12 protein-coding genes are annotated in these 13,769 nt (G+C 40.8%); 1 reads left to right on the forward strand and 11 read right to left on the reverse strand.

Going from position 1 to position 13,769, the window contains the following annotated elements; genetic code table 11:
- Positions 1 to 32: 32 nt before the first annotated feature.
- Together BN997_RS18050 and gltB are read right to left on the reverse strand one after the other, a co-directional pair.
- Positions 33 to 1,529: a glutamate synthase subunit beta gene (locus tag BN997_RS18050; protein ID WP_042534304.1), complete on the reverse strand. Its 1,497-nt coding sequence runs from the start codon at positions 1,527 to 1,529 to the stop codon at positions 33 to 35.
- A complete protein-coding gene (gltB, locus tag BN997_RS18055; protein WP_042534306.1) occupies positions 1,522 to 6,096 on the reverse strand; it encodes a glutamate synthase large subunit in 4,575 nt (1,524 codons plus the stop codon). The genes BN997_RS18050 and gltB overlap by 8 nt, the downstream gene beginning before the upstream one ends.
- A 167-nt stretch (positions 6,097 to 6,263) precedes the next feature.
- Here gltB and BN997_RS18060 point away from each other — a divergent pair, with 167 nt between their 5' ends.
- Positions 6,264 to 7,157 carry a glutamate biosynthesis transcriptional regulator GltC gene (locus tag BN997_RS18060; RefSeq protein WP_042534308.1) on the forward strand — a complete coding sequence of 298 codons (894 nt, stop codon included), beginning with the start codon at positions 6,264 to 6,266 and terminating at the stop codon, positions 7,155 to 7,157.
- A 109-nt stretch (positions 7,158 to 7,266) separates the two neighbouring features.
- Here the strand turns inward: BN997_RS18060 and mtnN are convergent, their stop codons facing one another.
- The 9 genes from mtnN to BN997_RS18105 form a co-directional block, all read right to left on the reverse strand.
- Entirely contained in the window at positions 7,267 to 7,956 is a 690-nt protein-coding gene (mtnN, locus tag BN997_RS18065; RefSeq protein ID WP_042534310.1) for a 5'-methylthioadenosine/S-adenosylhomocysteine nucleosidase, read from the reverse strand.
- A gap of 30 nt (positions 7,957 to 7,986) precedes the next feature.
- A complete protein-coding gene (locus tag BN997_RS18070) occupies positions 7,987 to 8,703 on the reverse strand; it encodes a YrrS family protein (RefSeq protein WP_244882404.1) in 717 nt (238 codons plus the stop codon).
- A gap of 450 nt (positions 8,704 to 9,153) precedes the next feature.
- Entirely contained in the window at positions 9,154 to 9,630 is a 477-nt protein-coding gene (gene greA / locus BN997_RS18075; protein WP_042534313.1) for a transcription elongation factor GreA, read from the reverse strand.
- Positions 9,631 to 9,836: 206 nt separating this feature from the next.
- The gene (gene udk / locus BN997_RS18080) at positions 9,837 to 10,475 is read right to left on the reverse strand and encodes a uridine kinase (RefSeq protein ID WP_042534315.1); all 639 of its coding nucleotides are present in this window, start codon (positions 10,473 to 10,475) and stop codon (positions 9,837 to 9,839) included.
- A gap of 21 nt (positions 10,476 to 10,496) precedes the next feature.
- Positions 10,497 to 11,135: an O-methyltransferase gene (locus BN997_RS18085; RefSeq protein WP_052485077.1), complete on the reverse strand. Its 639-nt coding sequence runs from the start codon at positions 11,133 to 11,135 to the stop codon at positions 10,497 to 10,499.
- A gap of 232 nt (positions 11,136 to 11,367) precedes the next feature.
- Positions 11,368 to 12,486 (reverse strand): endolytic transglycosylase MltG, encoded by a 1,119-nt coding sequence (gene mltG / locus BN997_RS18090; RefSeq protein WP_042534316.1) that lies wholly within the window; start codon positions 12,484 to 12,486, stop codon positions 11,368 to 11,370.
- 230 nt (positions 12,487 to 12,716) lie between these two features.
- On the reverse strand, positions 12,717 to 12,992 hold the full coding sequence (locus BN997_RS18095; RefSeq protein WP_042534317.1) for a DUF1292 domain-containing protein: 276 nt from the start codon (positions 12,990 to 12,992) through the stop codon (positions 12,717 to 12,719).
- Positions 12,992 to 13,417 (reverse strand): Holliday junction resolvase RuvX, encoded by a 426-nt coding sequence (gene ruvX, locus BN997_RS18100; RefSeq protein WP_042534319.1) that lies wholly within the window; start codon positions 13,415 to 13,417, stop codon positions 12,992 to 12,994. The genes BN997_RS18095 and ruvX overlap by 1 nt, the downstream gene beginning before the upstream one ends.
- A complete protein-coding gene (locus tag BN997_RS18105; RefSeq protein ID WP_042534321.1) occupies positions 13,414 to 13,683 on the reverse strand; it encodes an IreB family regulatory phosphoprotein in 270 nt (89 codons plus the stop codon). The genes ruvX and BN997_RS18105 overlap by 4 nt, the downstream gene beginning before the upstream one ends.
- Between the last annotated feature and the right edge of the window lie 86 nt (positions 13,684 to 13,769).

Genomic DNA, 13,769 nt, shown 5'->3' on the forward strand with positions numbered 1-13,769 from the left:
GACAGGCAACTCGCTTATTTATCACGTTGCTATTACATATTCGCAACAGTCGGCAAGGAAGTGGTTCCCATTAAATATTCATCAACCTGGTAAGCCGCTTCTCTCCCTTCATTAATTGCCCAGACAATTAAGCTCTGACCGCGGCGGGCATCTCCTGCTGTAAATACATTTTCTTCTGTCGTTAAAAACTTTCCATAAGCTGCAAGCACGCGGTTTCGCATCGTTTTCACCCCAAATGCTTTAACAGCTGTTTCCTCAGCACCTTCAAAACCGATAGCAATTAACACAAGCTGTGCCGGCCACACTTTTTCAGTTCCCGGTATTTCCTCAAAAAAGAAGACACCATTTTCATCCTGTTTTTTCTCCATTTGAATCGTATGCAGCTCTTTTAAATTCCCCTGCGCATCTGTTACAAATTTTTGTGTCTGGATAGAATATTCACGAATATCCTTCCTGAATTTTTCTTTTGCTTCCTTGTGCGCGTATTCCAGACTGAATACCTGCGGATAAGCCGGCCATTGATTGGAGTCAGCGCGCCTTACCGGCAGCTGCGGATGCTTTCCGAATTGGACAATGCTTTTAGCTCCCTGACGAAGTGCTGTGGCGATGCAATCCGCGCCAGTATCTCCGCCGCCGATAACAATCACATCTTTTCCTTCTGCATTTAACTCCTCTTCCAACTCGATGTCTGCATCAAGCAGCTTTTTCGTTGAACGCGTCAAGTAATCCATCGCAAAACGGACTCCCTTTCCATCTCTTCCTTCTAAAGGCAGATCACGATGCTTCTGGGCACCAGTACAAATAATCACCGAATCAAAGCTTGCTTTCATATCCTCGGCTGAAATATCCTTTCCTACCTCGGTGTTCAATACAAAATGAATCCCTTCCTGCCGTAGCAATTGAATACGCCGTTCAACGACTCCCTTATCCAGCTTCATGTTTGGAATACCATAGATCAATAATCCGCCGGCACGGTCTGCACGTTCGTAAATAGTTACTTCATGCCCCGCCTGGTTTAATTGATCTGCTGCCGCTAATCCAGCCGGCCCCGAACCAATCACAGCGATTTTTTTGCCAGTACGCACTTCTGGAATTCGCGGTTCAATCCAGCCTTCTTCAAAGCCTTTATCAATAATTTTCTGCTCAATATTCTTGATCGATACAGCCGGGTCATTAATTGCTACGGTACAAGAACCTTCACATGGGGCAGGACAAACTCTTCCAGTGAATTCAGGAAAATTATTAGTTTTCATTAACCTGTCTAGCGCTTCTCTCCATCTGCCTTTATAAACAAGGTCATTCCACTCCGGAATCAGATTATAGACAGGGCAGCCTGAGGCTGCCCCCTCGATTTCCATGCCGATATGACAAAACGGAATACTGCAATCCATGCAGCGCGCACCCTGCTGGCTTGCTGCATCATCAGAGAAGGTGCCAGCGTACTCTTTCCAGTCTTTTATTCTTTCAAGCGGGTCACGCTCCGTTGCTTTTTTTCTTTTGATTTCCATAAATCCAGTTGCTTTACCCATTTACTCTGGCCCCTTTCTCTTCCTTCATCAAGGATTCCTCATCTAACTTTACGGTCATTTCGTTATTTTTCTTTGCCATAAACGCTTCATAACGCGCATCTTCTGTACCTAAGCCCTGTTCTTTAAACCATTCAATCTGCTGAAGCATTAATTTATAGTCTGTCGGGATTACTTTGACAAATTTCTTCACTTCTTCCTTCCAGTGCTTTAAGATAAATGCTGCTTTCTCACTGTTGGTATAATCTAAATGGTTGATAATCAAATCTTTTACTTCTTCCTGCTCTTCCAAATCTGTTATTTCTTCAAATTGAATCAGCGCCGCATTCGTTAAAGCACGGAAGGCAGGAACATCATCCGGTCTTACATAAGCAATTCCGCCAGACATTCCGGCTGCAAAGTTTTTACCGACATTGCCAAGGATAACAACTCTGCCGCCTGTCATATACTCGCAGCCATGATCTCCGACGCCTTCTACAACAATTTTTGCACCGCTGTTTCTGACTGCAAAACGCTCGCCTGCATAGCCATGAATATATGCTTCTCCGCTTGTCGCACCATAGAAGGAAACATTTCCAGCGATGACATTATGGCTGGCGTCAATGGTTGTAACTTCTGGCGCACGCACAATCACTTTCCCTCCTGAAAGCCCTTTGCCTACATAGTCATTGGCATCCCCACTTACTGTCATGGTCATACCTGAAGGGATAAAAGCACCAAAGCTTTGCCCGGCTGAACCGGTAAAATGTAAATTGATTGTATCCTCCGGCAGGCCTTCTTCTCCATATTTAGCCGTTATTTCACTGCCGACAATCGTGCCTGCCACACGATCTGTATTTTTTATAGAGAAGCTTGCTTCCATTGCTTCGCCTGTTTTTAATGATTCTTGAACAGCAGGCAGGATTTCTTTTATGTCTAAGGATCGATCTAATTTATGATCCTGCTGCGTGGTGTTTCTTTTGGTTCCTTCCACCTGATAAACAAGTGTTGATAAATCGAGATGCTTCGCTTTCCAATGTGCGTCAGCACGCGCTGACCTTTCCAAATATTCTGTCCGCCCAATCATCTCATCCATTGTCCGGAAGCCAAGATCTGCCATAAATTCCCTGACCTCTTCCGCAATAAACCGCATATAGTTCACAACATGGTCCGGGTCTCCGGCAAACTTTTTACGAAGCTCTGGATTTTGGGTAGCGACACCGACTGGACAGGTATCCTTGTGACAGACACGCATCATCACGCAGCCGACAACAATGAGCGGTGCTGTAGCAAACCCATATTCCTCTGCTCCCAGCAAGGCTGCTGTTACCACGTCTTTTCCAGTTAACAGCTTGCCGTCCGTTTCTAAAATAACACGGTCTCTCAGTCCGTTTAGCATTAATGTCTGATGCGCTTCCGCCAGACCCAATTCCCACGGCAGACCTGTATGCTTAATACTTGTTTTTGGCGAAGCCCCTGTTCCTCCATCATAACCGACGACAGAGATAACGTCCGCATTCCCTTTAGCCACACCGGCAGCAATCGTTCCGACACCTGATTTAGCAACAAGCTTAACACTCACTCTTGCGTTGCGATTCGCATTTTTTAAATCATGAATCAACTGCGCCAAATCTTCAATGGAGTAGATATCGTGATGCGGAGGCGGAGAAATTAAATCGACTCCAGGTGTGGACCTGCGCACATCAGCAACCCATGGATATACTTTTTCCGCCGGCAGCTGACCGCCTTCTCCAGGCTTCGCTCCCTGCGCTACTTTAATTTGCAGTTCTTTCGCATTTATCAAATAATTACTGGTCACTCCAAAGCGGCCGGATGCTACCTGCTTAATTGCGCTGGATCGTAAATCCCCATTCGCATCCGGGGTGAAGCGTGCTGTATCCTCGCCGCCTTCTCCGCTGTTGCTTTTACCGCCGAGGCGATTCATGGCAATCGCCAATGTCTCATGTGCCTCTTTACTAATAGATCCGAACGACATCGCTCCTGTTTTAAATCGTTTTACAATCGTGTCCACAGATTCTACCTCATCGATAGAAATCGAGTTTGTCTTTTTAAAGTCAAATAGATTTCGTAAAAAGCCGATACGCGCTTCATTTGATTCTTTAGAAAATTGCTTGAACAGCTTATAGTCCCCACGCCGGCAGGACCATTGCAGCTTATAAATCGTTGACGGATTAAATGCGTGATGTTCACCTGTTTTTCGCCATTGAAACTCACTTCCTGAATCCAGAAGCTGATCAAATGCTTCCTGGTACCCTTCCTGATGACGTTTTTCTGTTTCAAGCTGAATCACACCCAAATCAATTCCGTCTATTTGCGAAGCCGTTCCGGTAAAATAATCTTCAATGACCTGCTTGCTGATGCCGACCGCCTCAAAAATCTGAGCACCGCGATAGCTCTGTACAGTTGAAATTCCGATTTTAGACATTACTTTGATAATGCCTTCTGTCGCCACGGCAATATATTTTGCCTGTGCTTCTTTTGGATTTAATGCTAATTTACCCGTATCAAATGCCTGATGGTAGGTTTGATACACGAGATATGGGTAAATCGCATCGACTCCATAACCAAGCATGGCTGCAAAATGATGCACCTCACGCGCTTCCCCTGACTGGATAAGAATACTCGCTTTTGTACGGATACCCTCACGAATTAAAAATTGATGCAGCCCGCTGACTGCAAGCAGTGCCGGGATTGCTTTCTGCATTTGATTCATTTCTGTATCCCGCAACACCAATATATTTTTCCCTTTATAGATTGCTGCTTTCGCCTGCTCAAACACTTGTTTCAGCGCAGCTTCCAAATCATCTGTAAATAATGCTTCAATGACTTCCGCTTTTAAACCGTCTATTTCATTATTTTCAATTTTTTCCATCTGCACATTCGATAAAATTGGTGAATCCAGACGGATTCGTCTTTTCTTTTCAGTTTCCGGGTGAAGCATATCCCCCTCGCTTCCAAGCCAGGTCAGCATGGATGTCACTAACTGCTCCCGATAAGCATCAATCGGCGGATTTGTCACTTGAGCAAAGAGCTGTTTAAAATAATTGAACAGGCTTTGCGGACGTTCGGATAGAACAGCTAACGGAGCATCATTCCCCATTGCACCGATCGGGTCCTTTCCATCCTGTACAAGCGGAATCAAATACTTTTCAATATCCTCCATCGTATAACCGAATGCTTTCTGTTTATGATACAATTGCGGATCCATTTCCGTGCTTTCATCAACTTCTGGAGCTAAGACGTCGGTTTGCTCCTTTACCCAATCTTGATAGGGGTATTCTGTTGTAATAGCAGATTTTATCTCTTCATCGGAAATAATTCTTCCTTTCTCGATATCTATTAACAGCATTTTCCCAGGACTTAATCGTTCCTTTAATAAAACATTGCTTTCCTCTACGTCAACGACACCTACTTCAGAGGAATAGATAATGTAATCATCCTTCGTCACATAATACCTTGCCGGACGCAGCCCATTTCGATCTAATATTGCTCCGATTTGCTTTCCATTCGTAAAGGTAATTGATGTCGGCCCATCCCAAGGCTCCATCATCAGACTGTGATATTGATAAAAAGCACGTCTTTCCTGATTCATATGGCTATTCTTATCCCATGGTTCTGGTATCAGCATCATCGCCGCATGAGCAGGCTCTCTTCCTGCAAGTGTTAAAAATTCCAGTGCATTATCTAATGTTGCTGAATCACTTCCGTCACTGCGGATAATGGGAAGCAGCTTTTCTAAATCATCGCCAAATGCATCAGAAACAAATTGTTTTTCTCTCGCCCGCATCCAATTGACATTTCCACGTAATGTATTAATTTCGCCATTATGGATTAAATAGCGGTTCGGATGCGCCCGTTCCCAGGATGGAAATGTGTTTGTGCTGAATCGGGAATGAACGAGTGAAAAAGCTGAAACAAAATCCGTTTCCTGTAAATCTAAATAAAATCCATTTACCTGCTCTGGAGTCAGCAAGCCTTTATATACAATGGTTCTGGCAGAAAGACTCGGAACATAGAAGCGAATATTCTTTTCCTCAGCCCAATGCTCTGCTTGCTTACGAATCACATACAGCTTTCTTTCAAAAGCCATTTCGTCTGCCGCCATAGTCGACCGAATAAATACCTGCTTAACTTCCGGGAGCGTTTCTACTGCACCTTTACCGATACAAGCAGTGTCTACAGGCACATCTCTCCATCCAATCAACTGCTGTCTCTCCCCCGCAATCAGCTGATTGACTTGGTTTATGACTGCTGTTTGCTCTTGTTTATCTTGAGAAAGAAAGATCATACCAACAGCATATTCTCCTGCAGACGGCAGTTGAAATTCCGGGCAGACTCTTCTGAAATATTGATCGGGAATCTGCACCATTAAACCAGAACCGTCGCCCGTCATCGGATCACTTCCCTGTCCGCCGCGGTGCTCCAGCTTACAAAGCATATCCAGCCCTTTTGTAACTGTGTCATGCGTCTGCTTCCCTTTAATATGTGCATATAAGCCAATGCCGCAAGCATCATGCTCAAAATCCGGTTGATATAGACCTTGTGCTTTTGGCAAATCTTGAAATATCATCTTTGTTCCTCCATTCCGTATCCATTAATATCTGTTTCATTCAGCGGGATGCTCTTTTCATCTCACACTGCAATAAAAGTGGGTAAAATATATTTTATGTTTTTTTATTTATCGAAACAATATATAATAAACATAGGAATAATCTAATTTTGATATGAGGTGGAAATATGGAACTGCGCCAATTAAGATATTTTGTTGCTGTAGCAGAAAGAGAACATGTATCAGAGGCTGCCTTCGAACTGCATGTTGCCCAATCTGCAGTCAGCCGGCAAATTTCAAATTTAGAAAGTGAATTAGGGGTTCAGCTTTTTGAAAGAGCTGGGAGAAATGTACATTTAACACCTATTGGAAAAATATTTTTAACTCATATAAAATCCGCTTTAAGGGGAGTGGATTATGCTAAGAAACAGGTCGATGAATACTTAGACCCGGAAGGCGGTTCAATAAAAATAGGCTTTCCGACAAGCTTAGCCAGTAATCTCTTGCCGACCGTTTTATCCGCATTTAAGAAAAGCTATCCTAATATCCGTTTTCAATTAAGACAGGGATCTTATAATTTTCTAATTGAATCTGTCCGGAATAGAGAAATTGATTTAGCATTCCTTGGCCCTGTTCCCGATAATCAGCCGGACATCATTGGCAAGGTTCTATTTATGGAAAATTTTTATGCTCTTATTCCCAGTTCTCACGCTAAATCAAACGAAGAAAAAATTTCTGTCGCAGAGTTAGAAGCGGAGAATTTTGTATTGTTTCCTGAGGGGTATGTGCTTCATCAGCTAGTTATTGATGCTTGTATCCGTTCCGGGTTTACACCGAATATTCAATCCCAAGGAGAGGACTTAGATGCCATTAAAGGATTAGTTGCGGCCGGGATGGGGATTACGTTACTTCCTGAAAGTGCCTTTAATGATTTAAATACCGCTTATAGCGCCAAGGTAGCTATTGATAATCCGCCTCTCAAGCGGGCAGTCGGTATTATCATTCCGAAAAACCGTAACCTGGCTCCATCTGAACGAGTTTTTTATAATTTTATTCAGGATTATTTTGATGTTGGGGAGTAAAAGGATACCCGTCCAGGTCTTCAAGGATGATATTTCACAAAGAAATACCAATGCATTAAAAAACTCGTATTCGCTCATTAGCAAATACGAGTTTTTCTAACTAAACAACTTATAATTCACGAACCATTTTTATAATCACATCCGCTGCATTTTTTGCTGCTTTTTCTAAAAATGCATCAAATGAAACCGATGATTTCTTTCCGGCAATATCTGATAATGCTCGAATAATGACAAATGGCGTTTGATATTGATAGCATACCTGCGCAATTGCAGCAGCTTCCATTTCTAAAGCAAGCATTTCAGGAAAACGTCCACGGACAACAGCTGTCTGATCCTCACGCTGCATAAATGAATCACCAGTTGCAATAATACCTGTTTCTGCCTGAATACCTGATTCTAATACTACCTTACCTGCCAAATCTATCAAATCAGGCGAAGCTGTATAGACTGCAGGCATCCCCGGAACTTGTCCATAGACATAATTAAATGCTGTCGCATCCACATCATGATGCAATACCTCGGTGGAAATAACAACATCTCCAACCTCCAGGTTTTCAGCAAAACCTCCTGCAGACCCAGTATTAATAATTTTATCCGGATTAAACCGTTCATGTAAGATGGTTGCAGACATGGCTGCATTTACTTTCCCGATACCGGATAGCATGAGGACAACTTTTTTCCCTTCCAGGTAACCTTGATAAAAATGAGTCTTTGCTATTTCAATTTCTCGTACATCAGTCATGCTTTGTTTCAGTAATTCAATTTCTTCATCCATTGCTCCAATAATTCCGATAGTCATTCTAATCCTCCATTATTGTCCCGCGTCAATTTAATTCAATTCTTCTACCTGAGTCGGCTGCCAGCCTTCACCGTCAACCCAGTCTAGGAATACACGATAATTCTCTGAATTGCTTGAATCGGAAACGGTAGCAATTACTTTGTCAGGTCCATTATTTCCAACCCAGTGCTCTATCATACCATCTTCACTTAAACCAGTAACTTTAGAGACTGCTCTCTTAATTTCAACACGGTCTGAAGATCCATCACTAAAATCTGTATTATGGTCGCCTTCCTGTTCTGTACCGATCGGATCCCAGTCACCGGTATAGGCCTCCGCAACGTCATCACCGGAAGGTTCTGCAGACTCTCTGTCTTCGTAGGAATTATCTTCTTCATTTTCTTCCTCATTCTCATCTTCTTCATTGGCTGCATCTTCATCAGCATCCTCGTCTTCATCTGCATTGTCTTCTTCTCGATTTGCGTCCTCATTGTCAGATTCATTGTTATTTTCTTCATCTTCATTAGATTCCGGATCGGTTATTAAGAAGCCATTATCATCTTCTCCGCCGGCCTCCCCATTATCTTCCTCTGACGTATTTTCGGATGCATCCGATTCAGTACCTTCCTCCGTTGTATCATCTCCGCCGCCAAACACCCATATCGCAAGAAAAATAACTAAGACGATTCCTGCAGCAATAGATAGAATGGTAATTGCGTTTGTATTTTTTCTTCTTTTTTCAAATTTGTTTGATCTTGTCTGACTCACCAGAGATTCCCCCTCGCTACACTATTTACTTTATACTATCCTATCGAATCCAGCGATTTTTGTCTATTCTATTTTAGCACAAAATTACTGTTTATTTCTTGTTTAAACTTAAAGGATTAAGAGAATGTGATGAAGATAGACACCTTATTTAAATCCTTAAAAATTCGGGTATGTAATACTATTCGTACATATTGTTTGGTTTTTAACGTTTTAATTAGAAAACTATTGCGGTTCCTGTTTTACAACATCGCCGCATTAATACAGCAAACAGGTTTATATTTTCAAACAATATAGAAATATATAGAAGTACGAAAACTTACAGTTGTGTTTAACTGTAAGTTTTCGTACTTCAAAAATATACGTTTGGATAACCTTTCTACTGGTCAAAGATAATACCTTTTTCTCAGCAGCTTCAATGAGATAAAAGTTTACGCAAACGCTTTCCAATTTTTATTCAACATTGGTTATGCGGACTTCAATGTCTCCAGCTGGTGTAGCTACGGAAACTTCCTGTCCAATTTCTTGTCCTAACAGGCTTTTTGCCATTGGAGAATCATTGGAAATTTTCCCTTCAAAGGGATCAGCTTCTGCACTGCCGACGATAGTATATGTTTCTTCATCCCCATCAGGTAATTCCACAAATGTAACTGATTTTCCCATTCCGACTACATTAGGATCTTCATTATCATTCTCAATAATTACGGCATTGCGAATCATGTTTTCTACTTGGGTAATACGCTGTTCCACAAACGCCTGCTCATCTTTTGCCGCATCGTACTCCGAGTTCTCGGACAAATCTCCGAAATCACGAGCTACTTTTATTCTTTCAACGACCTCTTGGCGACGGTCCGTTTTTAAATAATGCAATTCTTCCTCTAACTTGTCTTTCCCTTCTTGTGTCATGTAAAAGCTTTTTTCTGCAGCCATCTTCTAAACACTCCTTCTAATTTCTTTTCTATCTGGTAATAATCGCAGCTTATTCTCAAACCTGGTTTATCCAAAAGAACACAGCTGCCTATTCCTAGTATATATAATTTAATTAATAAAATTGGCTATATAGCTTATGTGCTAACTCTTCAAAATATACTAATCAATACTATGGCAGATATTACCTAAAATATCAAGAAAAATAATTATAAATTTGAATTCTTTACTAAGATATTTTCAATTTTAGATGCCATAATATCCACTGCAACATGATTTTCTCCGCCCTCTGGAATAATCAAATCTGCATATCGTTTTGACGGTTCAATAAATTGCATATGTGCCGGCCGGACCACTTGAATGTACTGGTCAATGACTGAATCCAATGTTCTCCCGCGATCTTTAATGTCTCTTAATAGCCGGCGGATAATTCTCAAATCTGCATCGGTATCGACAAATACTTTTATATCCATTAAATCAACGAGGTTAGCATCCTCTAAAATCAGAATTCCTTCAACGATAATGACTTCTTTGGGCTCAACATGGATTGTTTCTGTTGAACGGTTATGCACCTTATAATCATATATAGGCTTTTCAATTGATTTATATTCAAGTAATTGTTGAAGATGCTCTACTAATAAATCGTTATCAAATGCCAAGGGATGGTCATAATTTGTTTTTAATCTTTCCTCAAAAGGAAGATGCGACTGATCCTTATAATATGCATCCTGCTCAATTACCAGGATGGACGTTTCCTTAAAACGCTCATAGATAGCTCTTGTAACGGAGGTTTTTCCACTGCCGCTTCCCCCGGCAACACCGATTACAACGGGTTTATTTTTTTCCATGCTGCTAACTCCTTACACACCTTACTTTTTATAGCTAATGGAGACACCATCATCCATCGGTATAATCGATGTATGATAATCCGGATGATTCACTAGCATCTCATTGTACGATCTTAATTTCCGTACCAGTGTTTTATATTTTTTAGGCACCTCTTCATTCGAGAAGACCATGCCCCGAAATAATACATTATCGGTAATCAATACACCTCCGGGCATCAGCATTTTATCTGCTAAATCAAAATAAACTTGATATTGCCCTTTTGCTGCATCAATAAAAATAACATCATACTGTAATTTTTTTTCAGCTAATTCCTGCATGACTTCTGCGGCGTCTCCAAAAATAACTTCGATTTGATTATCACGTTTCTGTTCCTTGATATTTGTGATTGCTTCCTGATAACGATTGGCATCTTTTTCAATGGTAACGATATTTGCTTTTGACGCTCCTTCCAGCATACGCAATGCGGAATAACCAATCGCTGTGCCTACTTCTAAAATCTTTTCCGGCTGCTTCATCTTTAAAATAAGATTAATCATATGCATGCTGCTCCGGTTGATAATCGGCACATGATTGATTTCGGCATATTTTTCAAGAACGTCTGCAGCTCCTGAAGAAGCAGGAAGCAGATTTTCCAAGTAGCTCTCGATATCTTTTTCCATTTCATCATTTCCTTTTACATTCAACCATTATAATTGGTTCTTCACCAAAATCGATGGGTGACAATGCAGCTTTATTTTTAATATTAACAACCGCTGTGAGGGCATGACGGGTTGAGCAATCGCAACCAATTCTTAGAAAAACACGACCCTTTCCTGACGGCTAAAAAAGAAAACGGAAAATGGAGAAGCTCTCCATTAGTCCGTTTAAGAGTGAGCACTTTTGGAACACACTTTAATTGATATATTTTTCCCGGTTTTCTACATGTTCATCAAATGTTTCAGCAAAATGAATATTACCATCTTCATCATGTAAGAAATACAGATAATCGGAATCTTCCGGTGAGATTACTGCTTTCAAGGAGTTTTCCGCAAAATTCGATATCGGGCCTACCGGCAGTCCATCCACCAAATAGGTATTGTAAGGTGACTCGGTTTCTAAATCATCAAAGGTGACCACTGCTTGATGTTCTCCTTTTGCATACAATACCGTTGGATCTGTCTGCAGCTGGATATCCTCATCCAAACGATTCTGGAATACGCCGGCAATTTGTGCGCGCTCCTCTTCATGAGCAGTTTCTTTTTCCACTACGGATGCAAAGGTTATCGCTTCGTGTGGAGTAAAACCTCGATCTGCAATCTCTCCTTCATATTGCTGGAAGATAGAATTTGTTTGTTCTACCATACGATCTATTATCGATTCAATGGATGGTTCTTCTTCATAAAACTCATAAGTGGAAGCAAACATATAACCTTCTAAAGGGGTACGAATATCTTCATCCAGAATATCCTCCGTCAGTAAGGAAGGATATTCCTCCATTAATTCCTCAATAAAATCTGGATCATTGGCAACCTCCAGGAAATCTTCCTCCGAAAAAGAAAGCTGCTCACTATATATTTCAGCAATTTGGTCTACAGTCAATCCTTCAGGGATTGTAATAGTATGGACCGCATCGACAATAATTCTTCCATGCTGCAGCGATTCAATAATTTCATCCATGCTCATGGCTGTATTGAATGTATAATTTCCAGCTTGAAATTCGTTCACATTATTAAATTTTGTATAAAAACGAAATACACGGGCATCCTTGATAATTCCGTTTTCTTCAAGTATCCCGGCTATCGTTGAGCTGGAAGACCCAATCGGGATTTCCACTTCTACAGGAGTTGAATTTTCTTCATCAATAGGCTGTAGTGCAGAATGAATATATAAATAACCTGAAATTCCGCCGATTATTAAGATGAGCGTAAAACAAACAATAATAATTGCGACAATCTTTCTTACTTTAGAAGCATCTTTTGCTCTTTGTATAAGATTCTTTTGGAATCCGTTATGCTTGTCATCTTTTGACACTCTGTGTCCCCCTTTCATCCGCTTCATTATACTAAATTCATATAAAATTATCCAATATTCCTGTTATTTTATTTCATCCTTCTACATCTTAAACAAAAAGATTCATTTTCAACAGGAATTTTGAAAAAAATATATATTTTAGCAGGTATGAAAAGGGATAGAAAGCAGCAATTACACGGGAAAAGAAAGCTGATGTCACAAAATGTGAATGTCAGCTTTCTTTTATCTCTTTACTCTTCTTCTTCAGCTAATGTGTTTAACATTTCCTCTACCATGCTCCACTCTTCATCGGAATCAATCGGGTACAGGGTAAAATCTTCATTCTCCTGTTCTTCGTAACGGAATGCGTATACCTCTACCTCTTCATCCTCTGCTTGTTCAGCAGGCACGACAGCAATATAAGATTGTTCTGTTTCATCCACATCAAAGGTGAATAGCACTTCAAACAAATGCTCGTCCCCATTTTCGTCGGGGATAATAATGCGTTCTTTTTCTTCTAATGTCATTACATAATGCCTCCTTTTGAATCTAGATAACCCTGCAAAATCATTGTAGCTGCCATCTTATCAATTACTTTTTTCCTTTTCTTACGGCTCATGTCCGCTTCCAGCAGTACACGTTCCGCTGCCATCGTGGTTAAACGCTCGTCCCATAATACCACAGGCAATTCATACTTTTCCTTTACATACGCAGCATAGCGCTCGGACGCCTCGCCTCTTTCACCAATCGTGCCGTTCATATTTTTAGGGAGTCCGATTACAATCAGAGATGCTTCATTTTCCTCAATCAGACCCTTTAGTTCTTCATCTGCAGATTCAAATTCATTCTCATCCCAATAAATAGTGGTTAACCCTTGCGCTGTCCAGCCAAGGGCATCACTTACGGCAACACCTATTGTTTTTGAACCCACGTCTAAACCTATCGCTTTCATGAATTCTCCTTATTCTGTTCTAGATAAAACTTTACAAGTTCTTCAATAACTTCATCCCGTTCAACTTTACGTATCAAATTACGCGCATCATTATATCTAGGAATGTATGCAGGATCACCTGACAATAGGTATCCGACAATCTGATTGATCGGATTATATCCTTTTTCCTGTAATGATTCATGAACAGTCATTAAAATCTTTTTAATATCCTGGTCAAATGGTTCTTCGGAAAAGTTGAATTTCATTGTTTTATCAATTGAACTCATAATGACACCTCGTCCTTCATTAACCTTCTACTTCTATTTTAACATGTTTATCTCTATCATTATACTTATTAACGAGAAAACATACA

Source organism: Oceanobacillus oncorhynchi (assembly GCF_000821065.1).
In the GTDB taxonomy this organism is placed as follows: domain Bacteria; phylum Bacillota; class Bacilli; order Bacillales; family Amphibacillaceae; genus Oceanobacillus; species Oceanobacillus oncorhynchi.